This is a genomic window from Methylophilus sp. E2MeOHC9 (assembly GCF_058744375.1).
In genome coordinates this window covers 2,854,054-2,877,416 of record NZ_CP196024.1, presented here as the reverse complement: position 1 = coordinate 2,877,416, position 23,363 = coordinate 2,854,054, and the positions used below count along the sequence as shown (strand labels likewise).

Below are 23,363 nucleotides of genomic sequence, written 5' to 3'. Positions count from 1 at the left end.
CATGCAGTAGCGGTGTCACTTATTAAATCGTTGTTGGGTTGGCGCGGCTGATATCGATATTGTATTTTTTGATCGCTTCAGTCGCTTTGCCGGCTGGTAATTTGCCATCATCAGCCAAGGCTTTCAAGGCTGCCAGAACCACGTAGTAACGGTCCACTTCGAAGAAGCTACGCAGTGCCTCACGTGAATCAGAGCGGCCATAACCGTCGGTGCCCAGTGTTACAAAGCGGTTAGGCACAAAGTTACGGATCTGGTCTGCAAATGAACGCATGTAATCTGTAGATGCAATCACCGGACCTTCAGCTTTTGCCAGCGACTGCGCCACATAGCTCAGTGTCGGTTTGGCTTCAGGGTTGAGCAGGTTTTTGCGCTCGGCATCAATGCCTTCACGACGCAGTTCAGTAAAGCTGGTGACACTCCAGATATCAGCAGAGACACCCCAGTCTTTTTCCAGCAATTCGGCGGCGGCAATAACTTCACGCAGGATCACGCCTGAACCCATCAATTGCACTTTCGGGCCTTTGGCTTTGGATTTACTGAAGCTGTACATGCCTTTGAGGATGCCTTCGGCACTGCCTTCAGGCATGGCAGGGTGCGTGTAGTTTTCGTTCATCAGGGTGATGTAGTAATACACATCTTCCTGATTTTGCACCATGCGGCGCATGCCTTCCTGGATGATCACTGCCAACTCATAAGAAAAGGTCGGGTCGTAGCTCACGCAGTTCGGGATGGTGGCTGACATCAAATGGCTGTGGCCATCTTCGTGCTGTAAGCCTTCACCGTTCAAGGTGGTTCTACCGGCAGTGGCACCCAGCAGGAAGCCACGTGCGCGGCTGTCGCCAGCGGCCCAGGCAAAGTCACCGATACGCTGGAAACCGAACATGGAGTAGTAGATATAGAACGGGATCATCTGGGTGCCGGTCACGCTGTAAGACGTGGCAGCAGCCAGCCAGCTGGCAAATGAACCGGCTTCGTTAATGCCTTCTTCCAGAATCTGGCCGCTTTGTGATTCTTTGTAGAACATCACCTGGTCAGAATCTTGTGGCTCGTACAGCTGGCCAACGGAAGAGTAAATGCCCAATTGACGGAACATGCCTTCCATACCAAAGGTACGCGCCTCATCCGGCACGATAGGCACGACATATTTACCGACTTGCTTGTCACGCACCAGGGTAGACAAGATACGCACGAACGCCATGGTGGTGGAGATTTCACGCTCACCAGTCGCGCCCAGCATGTTTTCAAAGGCTGACAGCTCAGGTACGGTCAGCTCGTTGCCTTTACGTCTACGGGCAGGCACAAAGCCGCCCAAAGCCGCACGGCGTTCCATCATGTACTTGATTTCCGGGCTATCTTCACCAGGATGGTAGTAAGACAGGCTTTCAACCTGTTCGTCTGTCAGTGCCAGGTCAAAACGGTCACGGAAAGCTTTCAGTGACGCAATGTCCATGCTCTTTTGCTGGTGGGTGGTGTTCTGGCCTTCGCCCGCGTCGCCCATACCGTAACCTTTCACGGTTTTAGCCAGGATCACGGTTGGTTGACCTTTGTGGTTCACAGCTGCATGGTAGGCTGAGTAGACTTTGTGCGGATCATGACCGCCACGGTTCAGGCGCCAGATATCGGCGTCAGACATCGCTGCCACCATTTCACGCAACTCAGGATACTTGCCAAAGAAGTGTTCACGCGTGTAAGCGCCACCTTTTTGCTTGAAGTTCTGGTATTCGCCATCGACGCACTCTTCCATGCGTTTGCGCAGCAGGCCGTCTTTGTCCATGGCCAACAGCGGGTCCCAGTAAGAGCCCCAGATGACTTTAATCGCGTTCCAGCCAGCACCGCGGAAATTGGATTCCAGCTCCTGGATGATTTTGCCGTTGCCGCGTACCGGGCCGTCCAGCCGTTGCAGGTTACAGTTGATGACAAAGATCAGGTTGTCCAGGCCTTCACGCGCAGCCAGTGAGATCGCGCCTTGTGATTCAGGCTCATCCATCTCGCCATCGCCACAGAATACCCATACCTTGCGGTCGGAAGTATCGGCAATGCCGCGGTTATGCAGGTACTTGAGGAAACGCGCCTGGTAAATACCTGCCAATGGGCCCAAGCCCATAGAGACGGTAGGGAACTGCCAGAAATCAGGCATCAACCATGGGTGAGGGTAGCTGGAAAGACCATTGCCGCCGGTTTCCTGGCGGAAGTTATCCATCTGCTCTGCGGTGATGCGGCCTTCAAGGAAAGCACGCGCATAAACGCCTGGTGATGAGTGGCCCTGGAAATATACACAGTCGCCACCAAAACTTTCATTCGCCGCGCGGAAGAAATGGTTAAAAGCAACGTCATACAACGTCGCTGCGGACTGGAAGCTGGCGATATGACCGCCAATGCCAGGCGATTTTTCGTTCGCGCGCAGCACGGTCATGATCGAGTTCCAGCGGATCAGGGCGCGGATACGGCGCTCCATTTCAGGATCGCCAGGTAGCTTGCTTTGTTGGTGCGTGGGAATCGTGTTGACGTAAGAAGTCGTTGCTTTGTACGGCAAATGGCCGCCTGAACGGCGGGCCTGATCAATCATTGCTTCCAGCAGGAAGTGGGCACGTTCTGGCCCTTCATTCTCAATTACTGCACTGAGTGCGTCTAACCATTCCTGGGTTTCTTGAGCATCAGTTTCATTGAGGTGTGCTTGCGAATGCGTTGCCATGCGTGAGGATTCTCCGAGTTTTAAGTCGCTGTGCGTATAATCCAGGGCTGGGTACTAAACCAAGTAGCAGTGCCTGGAGTTGAGCAATTGTTGATTACCAAGAAGGGGTTCCGAAATCGGATACTTGTTATTTTAATGGTATCACGTTGCGCTTCCTCATAGTGATGCGGGAAGCCAACCTTTCAATCAGCCGTAAGTGTCTCTTTTTTGCTGCTTTTGGTCAAGTTTTGCATGAATTAACAATGCCTAACTACAGGTATTTGCTACGTTTATTTGATATTTTATATAAGAGTGTTTTCTGACTTTATGCTGATTAACTGGACCCATCATTCCGAGGTAAACGAATCCACCATGCTGGATTTTTCCCAGCATCTGTTACTGGTATTTGTGGATGCCCTGCCTGAAACCATCCCGTTTCAACAGGCGCTGGCTTATAAACTGAAACGCAGCCAGCAGTCTTTAAAGGACATCGCTGAAAAACCATTGACGCTGGAACTGGCGAACGGGGCGCTGGTAAGTGCAGTACAGATTCAAATGCACCAGTCGGTATTTGAACAGCTGACACTGCTCAGGCAAGCGGTGAAACCCTTGCTGGATGAGCGTCCGCAAAGCCTGGCGATTGCAATTGTCGGGAAAGATGAAGGCATTAGCCAAATTGCCCGCCAAGTGGCCTATGTGGCAGTTGTGAATGCCCAGAACCTGCCCGTGCAAAAGCGAGAAGCGAAATCTAATGAACTGAAAAATATCTGTGTCTTTGGTGTCAGCACACTGCCATGGATTGCCGAAGTCGAGGCCACGGTGGCAGGCAATACCTTGACCCGCGCACTCACGCTCACGCCACCCAACCAGCAAACGCCCCAGCTTTACCGCCAACGCTTGCAGGCACTGGCCACTGGGCAGCACTGGCAATATACAGAATGGGATTGTGACCAGCTTTCAGCAATGGGGGCAGGTGCATTTCTGGCTGTGGCGCAAGGCTCAGACCCGCGAGACGCCGCTATCGTCAAATTATCTTATAGGCACCCGCAGGCACAAAAAACCATTGCCCTGGTCGGCAAAGGCATTTGCTTTGATACCGGTGGGCATAATTTAAAGTCAGCCAAATATATGCAGGGCATGCATCAGGATATGAATGGCAGTGCGGTGGCGGTGGGTGTGTTGCAGGCCATCAGCGAGCAGCAATTGCCGGTGAATATTGATTGCTGGCTGGCGATCGCGCAAAACCATATCGGGCCCAATGCCTATAAACAGAATGATGTGGTGACTGCACTCAATGGCATGACCATTGAAATCGTGCATACCGATGCTGAAGGACGTATGGTGCTGGCTGATACACTCACATTAGCCAGTCGTGATCAACCTGACGTTATGCTCGATTACGCGACCCTGACCGGCAGCATGCAGACGGCATTGGGTTCACGCATGAGTGGTATCGTCGCCAATCGTGCTCAATTGAATCAACAGATGGTGGCTGCCGGTATTGCCAGTGGCGAGCGCGTGGTGGCTTTCCCCTATGCCGAAGATTATGACAGTGAGCTGGATAGCGAGATCGCCGATATCAAGCAATGCACCATGGAAAGCGACGCTGACCATATCATCGCGGCGCGCTTTCTCGGCAAGTTTATTGAAGGCGATATCTCATGGTGTCATGTCGATCTATCTTCTTATACACACAAAGATGGCCTGGGCGCAGTCGCCAGCGAGGTCAATGGGTTTGGCGTGGCATTGACCTTGCAGTGGCTAAAGGATTTTCTGGCAGAAAATAGCGTGAATGCCTAACCGCAGGCGCCACAGCGCGCCAGCCACTCACGCCCCTTGAGCATCAGGTTCCAGTACAGCCAGGGTAAAACATATTTCTTGAGCCACCAGGCTGAGCGGCGTGGCTTGGTCGAATCCCAGGGGAAAGTCGGCACAATCTTGCCGCCATAGCCAAACTCGGCCAGGATGATTTTTCCTTTTTCCACCGTTAGCGGGCAGGAACCATAGCCATCGTAACGTGAGGGTAACGGTTTCCCTTCACGTTGCGCCAACAGGTTCTCCGCTGCGATCACCACCTGCTTGCGTGCGGCAGCTGCGGTCTTGGCGTTCGGCGTATTGGTGCAATCGCCTACGCCAAAAATCTCGGGGTATTTCACATGCTGCAAGCTGTGCTGGTCGACCTCAACCCAGCCGTCCGCATTCGCGAGCGGACTCTGCTTGACGAAATCCAGAGCGGTTTGTGGCGGCACCACGTGTAATAAATCAAAGGATTTGCTGATGCGGCTGACATTGCCTTCCGCATCTTTTACATTGAACCAGGCAGTTTTTGCCGGGCCATCTACTTCTACCAGCGTGGTATTGAGGTTGAGGTCCACCTGATAACGGCGGATATATTGCATCAACGGCTCTACATACTCTTTCACGCCAAACAAGGCGGGTGTTGACGTATAGAAAGATGCCTTGATCTTGCCTAACCTGCCTTTGCCCAGCCATTCAGCGCAGGAAAGATAAAGCGCCTTTTGTGGAGCACCTGCGCATTTGATAGGCATGGGTGGTTGCGTGAAAAGAGCGACACCTGATTGCAATTCCTGTACCAGTTGCCAGGTGTAAGGCGCCAGGTCAAAGCGGTAATTGGAAGTGACACCATGTTTGCCCAGGGTCTCCGTCAGGCCTTTAATGCCTTCCCAATTCAGTTTCAGGCCAGCGGCCACTACTAGTTGCGCATACTCGATGTTGCCTAGTGTGGCGGTGGTGACATGTTTTTCAGCCGGATTGAACGCAGTCACTGCTGTCTGCAACCAGGTCACCCCATCGGGAATCGCTTGTGCCATGGGCCTGGCGGTTTTATTTACATCAAACTCGCCGGCACCGACCAAAGTCCAGGCAGGTTGGTAATAATGCTGGTCAGAAGGTTCGATAATGGCGATCTTCAGGGAAGGTGACCGCTTTTTCAGGCTGGCAGCCATAGCGCAGCCTGCGCTGCCGCCGCCGACGATGACTACTTCGAAAGAAGTATTATTCATAAGTTTCAATGCTCATAAGGTTGGTTTTGCCAATCTTACCGTTTAATCCAGCCCAATACACGTGACGACAGGTTTTCAGGCGTATTTTGTGGCTGGCAACAGGCGGGTTTGCTGGCACCGTAACCCTGATTGCTTGACTGCAGCACTTGCTGGTAAACCGTATTGGCACGGTTGCCAGTGCGGCAGAAACCAAGCGCCGGACCTGTATGTTGTGTTAAAAAGGTGCGTAATTGATCCACATCGCTGGCCTGGACCTGGTTAGGGACGACAGGGATGTAGGCGTAATGCAGGCCAAGTGCCTGTGCTTTTTCTGCCAGTGCGGCATTGGCTGGCTGAGCGTCACCGCCTTCGCCATCCGGGCGAAAGTTAATCACCAGCTTAAATCCCTGGTCGACTATTTCTTGCAGATCAGCTGCATTTAATTGGCCTGCGACGCTAAATCGCGGGTCTATTTGTTTGACTTCCATACTTGACTCCTAAGCGCTTTCAAAACGGACTGCCTGTTGGCAGAACTCCCTGTGCAATACCTGGATGACTGCCAGCGCCGCCGGGCTGCTGATGCGGTAAAACACATTTTTGCCTTCACGCCGGGTAATCACCAGTTGTGCTTCGCGTAACACGGTTAACTGTTGTGACAGGCTGGGTTGTCGTAAATTCAAATTGCTTTCGAGGGCGCTGACGGATTTTTCTCCCTGCGAAAGCTGACATAGCAGCATCAACCGGTCGCTATTGGCCATCACCTTTAAAAGACTGCTGGCCTGGTCGGCCGATGCTCTCAACTGTTCAAAAATATTCGCTGTGATCTCAGACATTGCATACTACCCCTATGAAAAACATTATTTTTATATTGTATGAATTGATGTAATTGAATCATCCGCCTGTCATATCGATTCACCGTCATGACGATTAATGTATCAATTATGATAAAGTTTATCGCATAAAAGTCTGTCATGGTTCTTTCTGCGTGACTTCATGTTGACTGATACATTGATACAGATATAAACAAAAAACCAATAGGGGCAAAAGTACAGTATGCAATCATTATCATGGATGAGTCTTTTTCCTGAGCTGGAAGCGCTGGAGGAACCGTGCAAAAAATTATTGTTGCAGTACGCACGTATTGTGGAAGCGCCGATTGGCACCATTGGTTATCAGGAAGGTGATCATTGTGGCGGCTATGTGCTACGCCTGAAAGGCCGTTCGCGCGTCTATAAAATGTCTGCCAGCGGCCGCGAAATCCTGCTCTACCGCGTGGGCGCCGGTGAAACCTGTGTCATCACCACCACCTGTTTGTTAGGCAATAGCCAGTATCCGGCTTCCACCATTGTGGAAGAAGCGATTGAAGATGTGATTGTGCCAGATGCGATTTTCCAGCGCCTGATGATAGATTCGCCTGTATTCAGGCAATACGTCATGCAGAACTATGGCGCCCTGATCAGCGATTTGATCGTGTTGCTGGATGAAGTGGCTTTCCAGACGCTGGATGCGCGCCTGGCCAAATGTTTGCTGGATATCGGCAATAACAACATTCATCGTACACACCAGCAGATTGCCGATGAACTGGGCACAGCGCGGGAAGTCATCAGCCGCCAGTTAAAGCGTCTTGAGCTGAAAGGCTGGCTGACCATGGGCCGCGGTGTGATTGAAATCCAGCAGCGCGGCGAATTGCTCAAACTGGCCAACAGCAGCCAATAAATGCTGTGCCTGTATCTTCAAAGATACAAATCCGCCACAGATCGATACATTCACCAGTCATCTGCCGTGATTGAATGCACGTTATGGAAATAACTGCATCAAGCAGGCTGTTGAGAGGAGAAAGTGAATGCGTAAACTGATAGGATTAAGTGTGGTATTGATGGCGTCCAGCCAAGTGGCGTTTGCTGATACGCAATTTATAGACCGGGCCAGAGTGCTGTCTGTCAGCCCGCAAGTGCAGCAGATCAACCAGCCACGCCAGGAATGCCACACTGGCTATGTGCGTGAAAGCGTCTATGAGCAACCTGCACGCTCTAACACGGGCGCCATTATCGGTGGTGTGGCCGGCGGCCTGCTGGGTAGCACCATTGGTAAAGGCGGTGGCCGCGTTGCCGCCGCTGCAGTGGGCGCCGGTGTCGGCGCGATTGTTGGTGACCGGGTAGGCAACCAGAATACCTACGGCTATGAGCGCGTTGTGACACGCCCGGTTGAGCAGTGTGTGGTGGTTGACCAATGGCAAACCGTGACCACTGGCTATATGGTGAATTATGAATACCAGGGCCGTCAGTACAGTACGCTGATGGACAGGGACCCAGGCCCGGTGATGGATGTGACTGTAGTCATGAGGCCGCATTACACCCAGATTCAGCCGGCACCTGTTGTGTATCGGCCGGCGGCTTATCGCCAGTCTGATTACCGCTCAAAAGCCATCAAAGGGCACGGGGCACATAAACCACGTCGTTATTGGGAGTAAAGCAAGGCCGTCATCAGGTAATACTATGCTTTCACCTGGATGGCTTTCACCTGTATGGCCTTAAACTTAATTGTTTTGTGAAATAGAAACGCGATCCTGTGCCGGGATCGCGTTTATGCTTTGAGCAGCACAATCACAGCACCGCTACCGCCATCTGTCTGCCTGGCCTGCGCATAGGCAATGACTTCATCTTTTTGCATCAGCCAGTTGCGCAGTTTGTGTTTGAGTACCGGCTCTTTGTTTCTTGAGCCTAAGCCTTTGCCATGCACAATGCGTATGCAGCGCAAACCACGCTTTTTACAATCTGCAATAAACTCGGACACATACAGTCTGGCTTCATCACTGATCAGGCCATGCAGGTCGATATGGGCTTGCACTACCCAGTGACCACGGCGCAATTTACTCAATACCAGTGGCGATTGGCCATCGCGCAAATAGAGCAGTTCTTCGCCGCTTTCCAGTTCATGCGCGGGAATATAGTGGTCACTTAAGGAATCGATCAGCGCCTGCTGTTCATCACGGATCAGCTGTCGCGGGATCGGTTTGGGTTTTTTAGGCGTGTGCAGGATACGCTTGGGTGCTACAGGACGTGCGCCTTTGACTGCTTCATGGAACAGGTGAATGTCGTCATCATCCTCTGTATTCGGCACGTCGTTGGTCATGGCGATATATTCTACTAGTTCAAGCCTGCATTCTAAAAGAAAAAAGCGCACCCTGGATAATCACCTGGGTGCGCTTCGATTTGGCAGATTGACTGCCTGTCCTGATTATTTGCCGTTTATTCCAGGCTGGTCAGGTAGCGCTCAGCATCGAGTGCCGCCATACAACCGGTACCGGCACTGGTTACCGCCTGGCGGTAAATATGGTCCTGTACATCACCGGCTGCAAATACACCGGGGATATTGGTGGCCGTAAAGTTACCCTGGCGACCGGCCTGGGTAATGATGTAGCCGCCTTCCATCTCCAGCTGGCCTTCAAAAATCTGAGTATTTGGCTGGTGACCAATTGCAATAAATACGCCTTTCAATGGCACATCTTTGGTCGTGCCAGCGTTGACGTCCTTCACGCGCATGCCGGTGACGCCAGTGTTATCACCCAGCACTTCATCCAGGGTATGGAAAGTCTCCAGCACCACTTTGCCTTCTTTCACGCGTTCCATTAGTTTATCGACCAGGATAGCTTCCGCTTTGAATTTATCGCGTCTATGCACCAGCGTCACTTTGCTGGCAATATTAGATAAATACAAGGTTTCTTCCACCGCCGTATTGCCGCCGCCAATCACGGCCACTTCCTGGTTACGGTAGAAAAAGCCATCGCAGGTTGCACAAGCAGACACGCCTTTACCGGCAAACGCTTCTTCGCTAGGCAAGCCCAGGTATTTGGCTGAGGCGCCGGTGGCGATAATCAACGCATCGCAGGTATATTCACCGTTATCACCCACCAGGCGGATCGGTTTTTCTTTCAGGTGCGTGGTGTGGATATGGTCAAAAATCATTTCGGTATTGAAACGCTCGGCGTGTTTTTGAAAACGCTCCATCAACTCTGGACCCATCACGCCGTCAGCATCCGCAGGCCAGTTATCCACTTCAGTCGTCGTCATCAATTGGCCACCTTGTGCCAGGCCGGTGATGAGGACCGGACTTAAATTGGCACGGGCCGCATAAACGGCTGCACTGTAACCGGCAGGGCCGGAGCCTAGAATCAATAAACGCGCATGCTTGGTAGCCATACTTTTCTTTCTTTTTTGGTTTAATCTATTCAATAAAATGGGGATGAAATCACTTGTTGCAAGCTTTCATCCCCAAATTCAGGTACTAAATATTACTTGTATGGCAAAGAATTATTTTTCCAACAGGCTACGCATAGGGGTTTTTGGCTGCGGCCGTTTTACTTAACATCGGCTGCGCCGAGTTAGCCTTCGCCGAAAACCGCTTGCGTCGCTTATTTTTCCAACAAGCTACGCAACATCCATGCAGTTTTCTCATGTAACTGCAAACGCTGGGTCAGCAAATCCGCTGTGGCTTCATCAGCCGCTTTTTCTGCAGCCGGGAACACGCTACGCGCGGTACGACAGACTGCCTCATGGCCAGCCACCAGTTCGCTGATCATGTCCTGTGCTTTCGGCACATCTACAGTTTCTTCAATAGAAGTCAGTTTGGAGAATTGCGCGTAGGTGCCTGGCGCATGCACGCCCAGTGAGCGGATACGCTCGGCGATCAGATCGACTGCCAATGCCAGCTCGGTATATTGTGTTTCAAACATCAGGTGCAGGGTGTTGAACATCGGGCCAGTGACATTCCAATGGAAGTAATGGGTTTTCAGGTACAAAGTATAGGTATCTGCCAACAGTTTTGATACGCCCTCTGCAATTTCGTGGCGGTCTTTATTATTAATACCAATATCCATGATGTCTCCTTGTTGTCGTTGAATGTATTTTAAAAGCTAGATCGCCTGTGTGCAATTTGATTTTGTTATAATCATTTAAGTTCACTTGCGTAAAGAAAGAGATAACGCATTGTTTTTTAATAAAAAAAATGTATCCAATGCCCGTTTGGAAAAAGTGTCGACAGAAAAGCAGCTGCGCGATGCCAAATTGCTGCGCGAAGTCAGCTGGATTGCATTGGCAGCACTTGGCGTATTTCTGGCAGTGATACTGGCATCATACTCGCATGAGGACCCGGGATGGACACATGCGATCGGCGAGCATGACATTATTCACAATGCTGGTGGCACAGTCGGTGCCTGGATTGCTGATGTATTGCTATCCCTGTTCGGTTTTTCTTCCTGGTGGTTTGTGGTGCTGGCCTTTTACATCGTGTGGCTGATGTATGAGCGGCTGCATCTCGATGCCATCGAAAGGCAGGATTGGTGGTTAAACGGTGTAGGCTTCGCCTTGTTACTGTTGGCTTCAGCCGCGCTTGAATCCGGCCACCTGGTCAGCTTTCCTGCCGACTTCCCATTAAAACAGGGCGGCGTGATCGGCAGTGGTATTGATCATTTGTTGCGCAATATGTTTGGTTTTGCCGGTTCTACCATGTTGTTGCTGGTGTTGTTTGCCACCGCTTTTAGCCTGTTTACCGGCTGGTCGTTGATCAGCATGAGCGAGCGCCTGGGCGAGTGGGTAATCCACTTTCACCAATGGAGCACACTGAAATTCCAGGATTGGCAAGACCGCAAAGTGGGGCGCCAGGCCTTGCAGGCGCGTGAAGAGTTTGTCGAGTCTGAACGCAAGCGCGTGGAAGACCGCAAACCGGTAGAAATTGCCGTGCCTGAAGTACTGGTAGTGCCGAGTGAACGGGTGATTAAAGAAAAACAAACCGTATTGTTTGAAGCCATTGAGCAGGAAGGCCTGCCCGCACTGCATTTGCTGGATGTGCCTAATCAATCGGTGGAGCTGCAATCAGCAGAAACACTGGATTTCACATCACGCCTGATAGAACGCAAGCTGATGGACTTTGGGATCGAAGTCAAAGTCGTGCTCGCCCAGCCTGGCCCGGTGATTACCCGTTATGAGCTGGACCCGGCTCCAGGCGTCAAGGGTAGCCAGATCACCAACCTGTCCAAGGATCTGGCGCGAGCATTGTCTGTAATCAGCGTGCGGGTAGTCGAAACCATCCCCGGTAAAAGTTATATGGGGCTGGAAATCCCTAACCCCAAACGCCAGATTGTGTCGCTGTCTGAAATCATGGGCAGCCAGGCTTACGCCGATATGAATTCGCCTATTGCCATTGCCATGGGTAAAGATATTGCCGGTAAGCCGATTGTGGCTGACCTGGCCAAAATGCCGCATGTGCTGGTCGCAGGTACCACCGGTTCCGGTAAATCTGTCGCGATTAATGCGCTGATCCTGAGCTTGCTCTATAAATCAGAAGCCAATCGTGTGCGCATGATACTGATCGACCCGAAAATGCTGGAGTTATCTGTGTATGAAGGGATTCCGCATCTGCTGGCACCGGTTGTCACGGATATGCGTCAGGCCGCCAATGCGCTGAACTGGTGTGTGGCGGAGATGGAGCGCCGCTATAAACTGATGTCCACCCTGGGTGTGCGTAACCTGGCAGGCTACAACCAGAAGATACAGGACGCAAAAAAACAAGGGACTTCTATCCCGCATCCATTCAGCCTGACACCGGATGCGCCGGAGCCATTGGATGAAATGCCACTGATCGTAGTGGTGATTGACGAACTGGCCGACCTGATGATGGTGGTGGGTAAGAAAGTGGAAGAGTTGATCGCCCGCCTGGCACAGAAAGCACGTGCGTCCGGTATCCATCTGGTGCTGGCGACACAGCGTCCATCGGTGGATGTGATCACCGGCCTGATCAAAGCCAATGTGCCGACACGGGTGGCTTTCCAGGTATCCAGCAAGATAGACTCACGTACCATTCTGGACCAGATGGGTGCGGAAACCTTGCTGGGCCAGGGCGATATGCTTTACCTGCCGCCAGGCAGCGGCTACCCACAACGTATCCATGGCGCATTCGTCAGCGATGGCGAAGTGCACAATGTGGTTAATTTCCTCAAGGCGCAGGGTGAACCTAATTACATCGAGGGTATTCTGACCAATGAGACCGAAGGTGGTGACATCGATGGTGTGTTGGGTGGCGACGATGCCGGTGGCGAAAAAGACCCGTTGTATGATGAGGCGGTTGCCATTGTGCTGAAAACCCGCCGTGCGTCTATTTCGTCCGTGCAACGCCAGTTGCGAATAGGTTATAACCGTGCGGCAAGATTAATTGAAGATATGGAGCGTGCAGGTTTGGTATCCGCGATGCAAAGTAATGGTAACCGTGAAGTATTAGTGAAAGCAGGAGGTGACCATGAGTAATATGTTAGGTAAGCAGTGGCCAGGCCGCACATGGGCTGCCAGGTTTTTTTCAGTGTTTAGCACACCGCTAGGCGTAGCCACATTAGTGGTCGGCTTGAGTTCTTCAGCCATGGTATATGCCGATGGCGTGGATGATTTAAAGCATTTTTATCAATCCACACAATCCATGCGCGCGTTGTTCAAGCAAACGGTATTCGACCAAAAGGGCCGCAAGCTGCAGGAGGTCAATGGCAATATGTTATTGCAGCGCCCTAACAAATTCCGCTGGGATTACCAGAAACCTTACGAACAGCAGATCATCAGCGATGGCCGCCAGGTGTTTTTGTTTGATGTGGATTTGCAGCAGGTGAGTGTGCGTACAGTCGATAAAGTACTAGGCACCAGCCCGGCCGCTTTGCTGGCAGGCGGGCCCAATGTAGAAGAGAGCTTCCGTTTGTCTCGCCTGGTTGATTATGAGGGCCTGCAACGCGTGCAAGCCAAGCCCAAACAAAAAGACAGCGGCTTTCAGGTGGTGATCATTTCCTTTGACCACGGCAAGCTGGCCGAAATGCGCCTGGTGGATGCGTTTGGGCAAAGCACGCACATTGTGTTCTCTAATGTAGAAGTGAATCCGTCATTGAATACTTCGCAGTTCCTGTTCACCGTTCCCAAAGGGGTAGATGTGGTTGGTGAATAAACCATCACCACTACACAGGCAATATGTCATCCCTGTTTGAACCACAAACACCTTCTTCCGTCCCGCTTGCCGAGCAACTGCGCCCGAAAACACTGAACGAAGTGGTTGGGCAGACGCATTTGCTGGGCGAAGGCAAGCCTTTACGGCGCGCGTTTGAATCCGGCAAGTTACCTTCCATGATTTTGTGGGGGCCGCCGGGCGTCGGTAAAACCACCCTGGCACGCCTGATCGCGCAAACGGCCGAGGCTGAATTCGTGCCTTTGTCTGCGGTGTTGTCTGGTATAAAAGATATCCGCGAAGCGGTGGAGCGCGCCGAACTGGCATTGCAGCAAACCGGCCGCAATACCATTCTGTTTGTAGACGAAGTCCATCGCTTCAATAAAGGCCAGCAGGATGCGTTTTTGCCCTTTGTCGAGAGCGGACTGATCACCTTTATCGGCGCGACGACCGAAAACCCTTCATTTGAAGTGAATAGTGCCTTGCTGAGCCGTTCACAGGTGTTCGTGCTGACGGCGTTGACTGAAGATGAGCTCGCCGAGTTACTTGAACGCGCACGCCTCAAAATGGCACCAGAGATCACCCTGAACGATAAGGTCAAAGAACAGATATTAGATTACGCCGATGGCGATGCCAGACGCTTGCTGAACTTTGCCGAAGGGCTGTTCAACGGTGCTTTGGCGGCCAAGATAGAGACGATCGATGATGCATTCTTGCAATCGAGCATGGCCAGCAAGTTGCGCCGGTTTGATAAAGGCGGCGAAGCGTTTTATGACCAGATATCTGCCTTGCATAAGTCGGTGCGCGGTTCCAACCCCAATGCGGCACTCTACTGGTTTGTACGCATGCTGGATGGCGGTGCCGACCCGCTCTACCTGGCGCGGCGTATTGTACGTATGGCGGTGGAAGATATCGGCCTGGCTGACCCCAAAGCGCAAACCATCGCTCTGGAAGCCATCCAGATCTATGAGCGACTGGGCTCACCAGAAGGCGAGCTGGCCCTCAGTAATGCTGTGATTTACCTGGCGGTGGCGGCTAAAAGCAATGCCGCGTATATGGCCTACAATCAGGCCAAGGCCTTTGTGGCACAGGATAAATCACGCATGGTGCCCTTGCATTTGTGCAACGCGCCAACCAAACTGATGAAGGCGCTCGATTACGGTAAAGAATACCGCTATGCGCATAATGAGCCGAATGCTTATGCCGCCGGTGAACAGTATTTCCCGGATGATTTACCCGCGCAATCGTTTTACCAGCCCACATCGCGTGGATTGGAAGGTAAAATAAGCGAAAAACTCAACCACTTACAAGCACTAGATCAAGAATACCTGAACAGCAAAGCGAAAAAATAAATGTTAGATATACAACAACTTAGAAACGATCTGGACAATGTCACCGCGCGCCTGAAAGCGCGCAAGTTTGATTTTCCGGCGGATGTATTTAAAGCGCTGGAAGCAGAGCGTAAAGCCATACAGACCAGCACTGAAAACCTGCAGGCTAAACGCAATGCCGCGTCCAAGCAGATCGGCATTGCCAAATCCAAAGGGGAAGATGCCAGCGCGATCCTGGCGGAAGTCGCTGGGTTGGGTGATGAATTAAAAGCTGCTGAAGCGCAATTGAACGAGGTACAGGCCAAACTGCAGGCATTGATGCTGAATGTGCCTAACTTGCCGCATGAAAGCGTGCCTGTCGGTCATGATGAAACGCAAAACGTGGAAGCACGTCGTTGGGGCACGCCACGTAGTTTTGATTTTGCAGTGAAAGACCACGCCGATGTAGGCGCACCGTTAGGACTGGATTTCGATACCGGCGCTAAATTGTCAGGGGCGCGTTTTACCTTGATGAAAGGCCAGATTGCCAGGTTGCACCGTGCACTTGCGCAATTCATGCTGGATCTGCAAACCGAAAAACATGGTTACACCGAATGCTATACACCATATATGGTTAACCGCGAGACGCTGGTTGGCACCGGGCAATTGCCAAAGTTTGAAGAAGACCTGTTTGTCACGCCGCATAACGATAGCAAGCTGTACCTGATCCCGACTTCTGAAGTCACCTTAACCAACACCGTGCGCGATGAGATCGTGGCGCTGGAGTCACTACCGATCAAACTGACGGCGCATACGCCTTGCTTCCGTTCAGAGGCTGGTTCTTATGGCCGCGATACCAAAGGCATGATCCGCCAGCACCAGTTTGATAAAGTCGAGATGGTGCAGATTGTGCACCCTGAAAACAGTTACCAGGCGCTGGAAGAAATGGTCAGCCATGCCGAAAACGTGTTGCAGGCCTTAGAATTACCTTATCGCGTGGTGTCATTATGTACGGGTGATATGGGCTTTGGCGCAGCCAAGACCTATGATCTGGAAGTCTGGTTGCCTGCGCAGAATACTTACCGTGAAATTTCTTCTGTGTCTAACTGTGAGGCTTTTCAGGCACGTCGTTTGCAGGCCAGGTTCAGGAATGCCAATGGCAAGCCTGAGTTGCTGCATACCTTGAATGGGTCAGGCTTGGCAGTAGGGCGTACGCTGGTGGCGGTGCTTGAGAATAACCAGAATGCGGATGGTAGCGTGACTATCCCGAAAGCGTTGCAGCCTTATATGGGCGGCAAGGCCGTGATTACGGCTTAATCTGAAAAGAAAAGTATTTCACTCTGCCCTGGCTAACAACCAGGGCATTTTGTTATCTGCGATCTTGTATGGGTCCAGGCCAGGCTCATAAATAGGATAGTATTTCTGCATGATCTGGTAATAGCTGCGCACCAGTTCGGTGTAAATCACCGGCGCGCCACAGCTACAGTAGCCATGCTTGGCATGCACGTAATGCTCGGGGTCATTCAATAGCTGGTAGCCGCGTTTCACATCCGCCCAGCTGTCCGGGTTCAGCCCCAGCCGTTGCGCAATGATGCGCGCATCTTCCAGGTGGCCAACGCCATTGTTATAAGCGGCCAGTGTCATAAAAGTGCGGTCCGGCTCGGGGATGCGCGTTGGCAGGCGGTCTTTCAGCCACAGCAAAAACTTGGCGCCGGCCATAATGCTTTGTTGAGGGTCCAGCCGATTGGTCACATTCATCATGTTGGAGGTTTGCTCGGTGAGCATCATCAAACCGCGTACATTGGTTGGTGAAGTGCTGTAATTATCCCAATGTGATTCCTGGTAACTCAGCGCTGCCAGCAGGCGCCAGTCTATGTCCGTCACCTCTTGCGCGCCTTTGAACAGCCGCGTATATCTGGGTAATAAGGTATTGGATTTGCTTAAGAAAGTCGCTACATCTACCTGCTTCAGGCGTTTGGTGTGGCCGTAATATCGATCAAGCAGGTTACGCAAAGTACCGTCTTTTTCTATCTTCTTGAAAAACGCCTGTACCTGTTTCAGTTTTTCTTCGCCGGAAAATTTATTCAGGGCCCAGGCGATTTTATCGACCGGCCCTAGCATCAGTCCGGCATCCAGTTGCGGATAAAGATATTGCATGATGGCCAGCAAATGGTTATCCGCCACCGTAAAGTCGATTTCATTACGCGCGACGGCTTCTATCAATTGTTCAGAGCTGAGTTTTTCAGTTTCGCGCCAGGTCAGTTGCGGATGTTGCGATTGCAATTCGCGCATGCGTTCAACAAAACTGGTGCTTTTTGGCAACACAACTCTCTTATTGAGTAATGCATCTGGCTTGGCGGGTTCGCTATTCTGGTCGCGGTTATACACCACCATGGACTGCACCTGGTTAAAGGCTGGCCCAAACAGGAACTGGCGTTTACGCGAGGCGGTAATGCTGATATCCGCCGCCGCAATATCAGCATCGCCGCGCATCAGGGCGGGGAAAACCTTATCAAAGCTCTCCACCACAATGAACTCAAGCTTGTAAGGCGGGCCAAGGAAATCGACAAAACGTTTGGCCAGGTCATATTCCAGTCCGGCGTAATTGTTCTGGCTATCAATAAAGTAGGTGTCCGGGCTGTTAATGGTGACAAAACGGATAGTGTGAGGGTCTGGTTTCGGTTTTTCCTGCACGGGTTGCCTGGGCGTGGTCGGCTCGTTACAGGCCAGCAGCCCACCGCATAAACAGGTAATCAACAACCATTGCCATGCGGGACGCGTGGAAATACAGGTGAGAAAACGCATAAGTCAGGAGCAAAAAAGCGATTAAGCCCGCGTTTCGATCTTGCCCTGGTCGGCAATCAGAATTTTGCTTGCCAGCTTGGTGAAAATGCCATGCTCAACCACACCGGGAATATTATTAAGCAAAGCATTTAATTGATGGCTATCTAATTGGGCGTCAAAACGCATATCAAGTACCAGGCTACCATAGCTGGTGATACTGAGCCCATCTTTGGCCGCATTCGGGCGTAGATCGCCGCTACCACCCATCGCTTCTATGCTACGTTTTACTGCTTGCCAGGCAAATGGCATCACTTCAATCGGGATAGGGTAATTTTCGCCGATACGGCTGACCAGTTTGCTTTTATCTGCCACTACGATAAATTCTTTCGCGGCCTTTGCCAGTAGCTTCTCCATGACCAGGTCGTAGCCCCGGCCTTTCAGCAGGCTGTTGTCGTCGGTGATTTCGTCAGCGCCATCCACGTACAGGTCAATCTGGCTTAATTGCGACAAACTCAGTACGGTTAAGCCAACAGACTGGGCTTTGATCATACTGATATTGGAGCTGGCAACCGTAGTGATGCGCAGGTTTTCCTGTTGCTGGCGGGTGGCTAATGCCTCAATAAAATAGTTGGCGGTGGAACCTGTGCCCAACCCAACAATCATATCGTTCTTGACGTAGCTGGCTGCTTCTAGCGCGACGGCCTGTTTATCGTTCATATGTTTTCTCCGTGCCGGATTTACCCACAAACTTCGTGTCTGTGCACCGTAATCGCTCTAGCGTCTCATTATAATGCCGGTACAGTCAGCGGACGCTTGCAGTTATAATAGCAAACTCGGCAGATTCGCCAAGAACTACTCACCTAACCTGAGCAATAAGATTTTATTCTTTTATGGCAGTTTCACTTCCCGTCGTCGGACATCCCCAACGTTTTTCTTTTCACAGTCAGGGGTTGGACAGTAAAGCGCTGGCCGAATTGGCCTGTGGTTTAAAAGCAACACAATCGCCGCTGGTGATTTTAACCGCCAATGCGTTTGAAGCGCAGCGTCTGATGGATGAGATTCCCTATTTTGGTAAAGGCATAGAAGTCCATTTGCTGCCAGATTGGGAAACACTGCCTTACGATGTGTTCTCCCCGCACCCGGATTTGATCTCCGAGCGGCTGTCCACGCTATACCAGCTCAGCCAGAACCAGAGTGATGTGGTGATTGTGCCACTTGCGACGGCCTTGCTGCGCCTGCCACCGGTGGCTTACCTGGCGGCGCACACGTTTATGCTGAAAAAAGGCCAGCGACTGGATGTCGATGCCCTGCGTAACCAATGTGCACAGGCCGGTTACCACCATGTCAGCCAGGTCATGAGCCCGGGCGAGTTCAGTGTGCGTGGCGGCCTGGTGGATCTATATCCCATGGGCAGCACGCTGCCTTACCGTATCGATTTGTTCGATGATGAGATCGAGACCATACGCACGTTTGATATCGATACCCAGCGTAGTGTGTATCCGGTCGGTGAGATCCGCATGTTGCCGGCGCGCGAATTCCCCATGGATGAAGCCGGAATTACATTATTCCGCAGCCAGTTCCGCGAATACTTTGAAGGCGACCCGCAGCGCGCAAAGATTTACAAGGATGTGAGTAAGGGCACGGCCAGCGGCGGTGTTGAATGGTATCTGCCATTGTTTTTTGAGCAAACTGCCAGCCTGTTCGATTACCTGCCCAAGCAAACCGTGCTGTGCCTGCATGGTGACCTGGATAAAGCTGCGCAAACCTTCTGGGCCGATGCCAATAGCCGTCATAGACTGATGGCTTACGATGCAGAAAAACCGATTTTGCGGCCAGAAACCCTGCTGCAAAAAACCGATGAGTTTTTCAAGCAGACACATGCCTTTACGCTTGTACATCAGCAGATACAAAACGTCACTACGATTTCGCCGGTGGAAGTCGACCGCCGCGCAGAGCAGCCCTTGCACAAATTACAGGGCTTTATCAGCCAGTTTGAGGGTCGCGTGTTAATTGCGGCTGAAAGCCTGGGCCGCCGCGAAACCATTGCGCAACTATTCAGCGAACATGGCGTGACTTTTTCACTGGCTGAGGATTGGGGCGGGTTTGAGAAAAGCCAGTTTCCAGTCATGCTCGGCGTATCGCCATTACACCAGGGGTTTGTGGATGGTGAGTTAGCCGTTATCACCGAAGCTGAGTTGTATGCCAGCACCGTGCGCCAGCAGCGCCGCCGTAATCAGGAAAAAGCACGCAATGCCGAGGGTATGCTGAAAGACCTCTCGGAATTGCGCCTGGATGACCCGGTGGTGCATGAGCAGCATGGTGTTGGGCGTTACAAAGGCCTGGTCAATATCGATTTTGGCGAGGGCGAAACAGAATTACTGTTGATCGAGTATTTCGGCGAAGATAAGTTATATGTACCGGTATCGCAGCTGTTCCTGATCTCACGTTATTCCGGCGGCCCGCCGGAAAGCGCACCTTTGCATAGACTGGGTAGTGGCCAGTGGGAAAAAGCCAAGAAAAAAGCACTCAAGCAGATCCGTGATACCGCGGCTGAACTGCTCAATCTGTATGCGCAACGCGCCGTGCGCCGTGGCCATGCGTTTACCTTGAGCCTGCAGGATTACGAAGCATTCTGTGAAGGCTTCCCGTTTGAAGAGACACCAGACCAGCTGGAAGCGATTGAAAACGTCATTAAAGACATGCAATCAGGCCGCCCCATGGACAGGCTGGTGTGTGGCGACGTTGGCTTTGGTAAAACAGAGGTCGCGCTGCGCGCCGCGTTTGTTGCCGTGATGGGTGGCCGCCAGGTATCCGTACTCGTGCCAACCACTTTGCTGGCCGAACAGCATTACCAGAATTTTGTCGACCGCTTTGCCGAATGGCCGATCAAGATCGCCGAGATCTCACGTTTCCGTACCGCCAAAGAACAGGCCGAAGCACTCAAAGGCTTGGCAGATGGCAGTATCGATATCATTATCGGCACCCACAGGCTGATCCAGAAAGATGTGAAATTCAAGAACCTGGGGCTGGCTATCCTGGACGAAGAGCACCGGTTTGGCGTGCGCCAAAAAGAGCAAATGAAAGCCCTGCGTGCCGAGGTGGATGTACTCACCCTGACCGCGACGCCGATTCCGCGTACCTTAAGCATGGCGATGGAAGGCCTGCGCGAGTTTTCTGTGATTTCCACGCCGCCACAAAAACGGCTGGCGATTAAAACTTTCCATACCGAATATTCCGAAGGCATTATCCGCGAAGCGGTGATGCGCGAATTCAAACGTGGCGGGCAAGTGTATTTCCTGCATAACGAAGTCGACACCATCTATGTGATGAAGGAAAAGCTGGAGAAGTTTTTACCCGAAGCGCGGATTGCCATTGGCCATGGTCAATTGCGTGAACGCGAGCTAGAGCATGTGATGCGTGACTTCTACCAGCAACGTACCAATTTGTTATTGTGTACCACCATCGTTGAAACCGGCATTGACGTACCTACCGCCAACACCATGATTATCAACCGGGCAGATATGTTCGGCCTGGCGCAATTGCACCAGTTACGTGGCCGCGTCGGACGTAGCCATCACCAGGCTTATGCCTATTTGCTGACAGACCCGCATCGCACGATTACGCCACAAGCGCAAAAACGGCTGGATGCGATCCAGTTGCTGGAAGACCTGGGTGCCGGTTTCCACCTGGCCATGCATGACCTTGAAATCCGCGGCGCAGGCGAGCTGTTAGGCGATAGCCAAAGCGGCGAGATGCAGGAGATAGGCTTTAACCTGTATTCCGATATGCTCAACCATGCAGTGAAACAGCTCAAAGCGGGCAAAGAGCCTGACCTGGATTCACCACTGGGCGTGACCACCGAAATCAACCTGCATACGCCCGCGTTGTTGCCCAACAACTATTGCCCGGATGTACATGAACGCCTGGTGCTGTATAAACGCCTTGCCAACTGTGAAGACGATGAAGCGCTGGATGTGATGCAGGAAGAACTGATAGACCGCTTTGGCTTATTGCCAGAGCCGGGTGAAGCGCTGATCGCCTGCCATCGTCTGCGTATTGCCGCCAAACCACTGGGTATCATCAAGGTCGATGCCTCCGATGCCGCCATCCAGTTGCAGTTCAATGTCAAAGCCGATATCGACCCGATGAAGCTGGTGAATCTATTGCAACGCGACAAGCGCTGCCGCATGAATGGGCCGGATAAATTACGTGTTACAGTGCAGCTGGGCAATTTGAATCACCGGGTAGAACTGGTTAAAACGTTATTGAAGGAATTTAGTTAATGTTAGAAAAATTACTCGCCGCCATCGCCGCCTGGATCATGGGCGTGATCTCCACCATGGGCTACGGCGGCATCGTGTTATTGATGGCGATTGAATCTGCCTGTATCCCCTTGCCCTCAGAAATCATCATGCCGTTTGCCGGCTTCCTGGTCACCAAAGGTGAAATGACCTTGTGGGGCATTGCCCTGGCAGGCGCGATCGGCTGCGTGGTCGGCTCGATTCCTGCCTATTATCTCGGCATGTACGGTGGCCGTCCGCTGGTGGAAAAGTACGGCAAATATGTGCTGATCAGCAAAAAAGACCTGGATATGGCGGACCGCTGGTTTGCCGAGCACGGTGAGATCATTATCTTTATCGCCCGCCTGTTGCCAGCCGTGCGTACCTTTATTGCCTTTCCGGCCGGTGTGGCGCGCATGAACATGACACGGTTTGTCGCCTATACGTTTGTCGGCTCATTGATCTGGTGCTGGGTGCTTGGCTATATCGGCATGAAAGCCGGTGAGCATTGGGAAGACCTGAAAGTCTACTTCCATGAGTCTCATTATGTAATTGCCGCGCTGGGGCTGGTATTTATCGTGTGGTATGTGCGCAGGCATTTTAAAAACGAGCACGAATAATAAAAAAGCTGCCGATAGGCAGCTTTTTTATTGAGGCGTTTGTTATTTCGATGTCGCTATTTCCACGTGACTAGCTGGCTGATATCGCGACGCGTTTTCGGCTTGGGTTCAGTTTTTCGGTAACCAAATGCCACCATATACGCCAGACCGTACTCTTGCAGATTCACGCCGAATTTTTCAGCCAGCAATGCATCCGTTTCCTTCTGTTTAAACCCTTCAATCGGGCACGAATCTATGCCGCGCATGGCGGCAACTGTCATCATGTTGGCCAGCGGGATATAACATTGCTTGCTGGCCCAGTCGAACAGTTTGCGTTCATCGCTTAAATCAAAATCGGATTGTTTGAACTGGCTATAAAAACCCAGGCGCATATCGATCACTTCTTGCGGGTGATGCTGCACATCGCGCATAAAAGTGGGCAGGTAAGCACCATCCGGTTTTAAAAACGGTGATTTCATTGCCAGGCACAATACAAAATGGCTGGCGGTATCCAGTTTCAGTGGTGCGCCCCAGGCATGCTGTTTCAGGCTTTCGCGCAAGGTTTTGTCTTGCACCACAATAAAGTGCCAGGGTTCGAAACCAAACGAGCTGGGCGAAAGGCGTGCAGATTCGAGTATCAACTCAAATTCTGCAGCGGGGATTTGTTTGCTGGCATCAAACTCTTTGCAGGCATGGCGGAACTGGAATGCATCCAGGATGGCTTGTTGCGCTATCATTATTCATCC

The 23,363-nt window shown here is 51.8% G+C and carries 19 protein-coding genes; 9 read left to right on the top strand and 10 right to left on the bottom strand.

The genetic code is table 11. The annotated features are described in order from the left end of the window. Positions 1–22: 22 nt before the first annotated feature. Positions 23–2,692 carry a pyruvate dehydrogenase (acetyl-transferring), homodimeric type gene (aceE, locus tag ACSSVF_RS13760; RefSeq protein ID WP_492404190.1) on the bottom strand — a complete coding sequence of 890 codons (2,670 nt, stop codon included), beginning with the start codon at positions 2,690–2,692 and terminating at the stop codon, positions 23–25. A gap of 306 nt (positions 2,693–2,998) precedes the next feature. On the opposite strand from aceE, the gene ACSSVF_RS13755 reads away from it, so the two are divergent. Then, positions 2,999–4,471, top strand: coding sequence for a M17 family metallopeptidase (locus ACSSVF_RS13755; RefSeq protein ID WP_492404188.1), 1,473 nt, complete (start codon positions 2,999–3,001; stop codon positions 4,469–4,471). On the opposite strand, the gene ACSSVF_RS13750 is transcribed toward ACSSVF_RS13755, so the two are convergent. The 3 genes from ACSSVF_RS13750 to ACSSVF_RS13740 are packed head-to-tail and all read right to left on the bottom strand — an operon-like array spanning position 4,468 to position 6,506. Continuing rightward, on the bottom strand, positions 4,468–5,694 hold the full coding sequence (locus ACSSVF_RS13750; protein WP_492404186.1) for an NAD(P)/FAD-dependent oxidoreductase: 1,227 nt from the start codon (positions 5,692–5,694) through the stop codon (positions 4,468–4,470). The genes ACSSVF_RS13755 and ACSSVF_RS13750 overlap by 4 nt on opposite strands. 35 nt (positions 5,695–5,729) lie before the next feature. Further along, positions 5,730–6,161: a protein tyrosine phosphatase family protein gene (locus ACSSVF_RS13745; protein ID WP_492404185.1), complete on the bottom strand. Its 432-nt coding sequence runs from the start codon at positions 6,159–6,161 to the stop codon at positions 5,730–5,732. Positions 6,162–6,170: 9 nt separating this feature from the next. Beyond that, on the bottom strand, positions 6,171–6,506 hold the full coding sequence (locus ACSSVF_RS13740) for a metalloregulator ArsR/SmtB family transcription factor (RefSeq protein WP_492404183.1): 336 nt from the start codon (positions 6,504–6,506) through the stop codon (positions 6,171–6,173). 220 nt (positions 6,507–6,726) lie between these two features. Between ACSSVF_RS13740 and ACSSVF_RS13735 the strand changes: the two genes are divergently transcribed. Continuing rightward, complete coding sequence (locus ACSSVF_RS13735; protein WP_492404181.1) at positions 6,727–7,389, top strand: Crp/Fnr family transcriptional regulator; 663 nt, start codon at positions 6,727–6,729, stop codon at positions 7,387–7,389. 127 nt (positions 7,390–7,516) lie between these two features. Continuing rightward, positions 7,517–8,143 (top strand): glycine zipper 2TM domain-containing protein, encoded by a 627-nt coding sequence (locus tag ACSSVF_RS13730; protein WP_492404179.1) that lies wholly within the window; start codon positions 7,517–7,519, stop codon positions 8,141–8,143. Positions 8,144–8,256: 113 nt separating this feature from the next. Here ACSSVF_RS13730 and ACSSVF_RS13725 read toward each other — a convergent pair whose 3' ends face one another. From ACSSVF_RS13725 to ACSSVF_RS13715, 3 genes are all read right to left on the bottom strand, one after another. Further along, positions 8,257–8,805, bottom strand: coding sequence for a Smr/MutS family protein (locus tag ACSSVF_RS13725; RefSeq protein ID WP_492404177.1), 549 nt, complete (start codon positions 8,803–8,805; stop codon positions 8,257–8,259). A gap of 116 nt (positions 8,806–8,921) precedes the next feature. Continuing rightward, positions 8,922–9,872 (bottom strand): thioredoxin-disulfide reductase, encoded by a 951-nt coding sequence (gene trxB, locus ACSSVF_RS13720; protein WP_492404175.1) that lies wholly within the window; start codon positions 9,870–9,872, stop codon positions 8,922–8,924. A gap of 212 nt (positions 9,873–10,084) precedes the next feature. After that, positions 10,085–10,549 (bottom strand): Dps family protein, encoded by a 465-nt coding sequence (locus tag ACSSVF_RS13715; protein WP_442586016.1) that lies wholly within the window; start codon positions 10,547–10,549, stop codon positions 10,085–10,087. Between the two features lie 109 nt (positions 10,550–10,658). On the opposite strand from ACSSVF_RS13715, the gene ACSSVF_RS13710 reads away from it, so the two are divergent. From ACSSVF_RS13710 to serS, 4 genes are all read left to right on the top strand, one after another. Next, positions 10,659–12,971, top strand: a complete 2,313-nt coding sequence (locus tag ACSSVF_RS13710) for a DNA translocase FtsK (RefSeq protein WP_492404172.1) — start codon at positions 10,659–10,661, stop codon at positions 12,969–12,971. Between the two features lie 109 nt (positions 12,972–13,080). Then, positions 13,081–13,647, top strand: a complete 567-nt coding sequence (lolA, locus tag ACSSVF_RS13705; RefSeq protein ID WP_492406360.1) for an outer membrane lipoprotein periplasmic chaperone LolA — start codon at positions 13,081–13,083, stop codon at positions 13,645–13,647. 23 nt (positions 13,648–13,670) lie between these two features. Beyond that, positions 13,671–14,996 carry a replication-associated recombination protein A gene (locus tag ACSSVF_RS13700; RefSeq protein ID WP_492404170.1) on the top strand — a complete coding sequence of 442 codons (1,326 nt, stop codon included), beginning with the start codon at positions 13,671–13,673 and terminating at the stop codon, positions 14,994–14,996. Further along, positions 14,997–16,271, top strand: coding sequence for a serine--tRNA ligase (gene serS, locus ACSSVF_RS13695; RefSeq protein ID WP_492404168.1), 1,275 nt, complete (start codon positions 14,997–14,999; stop codon positions 16,269–16,271). An 18-nt stretch (positions 16,272–16,289) separates the two neighbouring features. On the opposite strand, the gene mltF is transcribed toward serS, so the two are convergent. Together mltF and rpiA are read right to left on the bottom strand one after the other, a co-directional pair. Then, positions 16,290–17,711, bottom strand: a complete 1,422-nt coding sequence (mltF, locus tag ACSSVF_RS13690) for a membrane-bound lytic murein transglycosylase MltF (RefSeq protein WP_492404166.1) — start codon at positions 17,709–17,711, stop codon at positions 16,290–16,292. A 69-nt stretch (positions 17,712–17,780) separates the two neighbouring features. Continuing rightward, complete coding sequence (gene rpiA / locus ACSSVF_RS13685) at positions 17,781–18,455, bottom strand: ribose-5-phosphate isomerase RpiA (protein WP_492404164.1); 675 nt, start codon at positions 18,453–18,455, stop codon at positions 17,781–17,783. Positions 18,456–18,628: 173 nt separating this feature from the next. On the opposite strand from rpiA, the gene mfd reads away from it, so the two are divergent. Both mfd and ACSSVF_RS13675 read left to right on the top strand, forming a co-directional pair. Beyond that, positions 18,629–22,021: a transcription-repair coupling factor gene (mfd, locus tag ACSSVF_RS13680; protein WP_492404163.1), complete on the top strand. Its 3,393-nt coding sequence runs from the start codon at positions 18,629–18,631 to the stop codon at positions 22,019–22,021. Continuing rightward, positions 22,021–22,638 (top strand): DedA family protein, encoded by a 618-nt coding sequence (locus ACSSVF_RS13675; protein WP_492404161.1) that lies wholly within the window; start codon positions 22,021–22,023, stop codon positions 22,636–22,638. The genes mfd and ACSSVF_RS13675 overlap by 1 nt, the downstream gene beginning before the upstream one ends. A 56-nt stretch (positions 22,639–22,694) precedes the next feature. Here ACSSVF_RS13675 and ACSSVF_RS13670 read toward each other — a convergent pair whose 3' ends face one another. After that, positions 22,695–23,354 carry an NAD(P)H-dependent oxidoreductase gene (locus ACSSVF_RS13670; protein WP_492404160.1) on the bottom strand — a complete coding sequence of 220 codons (660 nt, stop codon included), beginning with the start codon at positions 23,352–23,354 and terminating at the stop codon, positions 22,695–22,697. Positions 23,355–23,363 lie beyond the last annotated feature (9 nt).

Excerpts from the sequence above, each read along its gene's own strand:
- aceE (WP_492404190.1), bottom strand. The coding sequence starts at position 2,692 with ATGGCAACGCATTCGCAAGCACACCTCAATGAAACTGATGCTCAAGAA.
- ACSSVF_RS13755 (WP_492404188.1), top strand. The coding sequence starts at position 2,999 with ATGCTGATTAACTGGACCCATCATTCCGAGGTAAACGAATCCACCATG.
- ACSSVF_RS13750 (WP_492404186.1), bottom strand. The coding sequence starts at position 5,694 with ATGAATAATACTTCTTTCGAAGTAGTCATCGTCGGCGGCGGCAGCGCA.
- ACSSVF_RS13745 (WP_492404185.1), bottom strand. The coding sequence starts at position 6,161 with ATGGAAGTCAAACAAATAGACCCGCGATTTAGCGTCGCAGGCCAATTA.
- ACSSVF_RS13740 (WP_492404183.1), bottom strand. The coding sequence starts at position 6,506 with ATGTCTGAGATCACAGCGAATATTTTTGAACAGTTGAGAGCATCGGCC.
- ACSSVF_RS13735 (WP_492404181.1), top strand. The coding sequence starts at position 6,727 with ATGCAATCATTATCATGGATGAGTCTTTTTCCTGAGCTGGAAGCGCTG.
- ACSSVF_RS13730 (WP_492404179.1), top strand. The coding sequence starts at position 7,517 with ATGCGTAAACTGATAGGATTAAGTGTGGTATTGATGGCGTCCAGCCAA.
- ACSSVF_RS13725 (WP_492404177.1), bottom strand. The coding sequence starts at position 8,805 with ATGACCAACGACGTGCCGAATACAGAGGATGATGACGACATTCACCTG.
- trxB (WP_492404175.1), bottom strand. The coding sequence starts at position 9,872 with ATGGCTACCAAGCATGCGCGTTTATTGATTCTAGGCTCCGGCCCTGCC.
- ACSSVF_RS13715 (WP_442586016.1), bottom strand. The coding sequence starts at position 10,549 with ATGGATATTGGTATTAATAATAAAGACCGCCACGAAATTGCAGAGGGC.
- lolA (WP_492406360.1), top strand. The coding sequence starts at position 13,081 with ATGGTATATGCCGATGGCGTGGATGATTTAAAGCATTTTTATCAATCC.
- ACSSVF_RS13700 (WP_492404170.1), top strand. The coding sequence starts at position 13,671 with ATGTCATCCCTGTTTGAACCACAAACACCTTCTTCCGTCCCGCTTGCC.
- serS (WP_492404168.1), top strand. The coding sequence starts at position 14,997 with ATGTTAGATATACAACAACTTAGAAACGATCTGGACAATGTCACCGCG.
- rpiA (WP_492404164.1), bottom strand. The coding sequence starts at position 18,455 with ATGAACGATAAACAGGCCGTCGCGCTAGAAGCAGCCAGCTACGTCAAG.
- mfd (WP_492404163.1), top strand. The coding sequence starts at position 18,629 with ATGGCAGTTTCACTTCCCGTCGTCGGACATCCCCAACGTTTTTCTTTT.
- ACSSVF_RS13675 (WP_492404161.1), top strand. The coding sequence starts at position 22,021 with ATGTTAGAAAAATTACTCGCCGCCATCGCCGCCTGGATCATGGGCGTG.
- ACSSVF_RS13670 (WP_492404160.1), bottom strand. The coding sequence starts at position 23,354 with ATGATAGCGCAACAAGCCATCCTGGATGCATTCCAGTTCCGCCATGCC.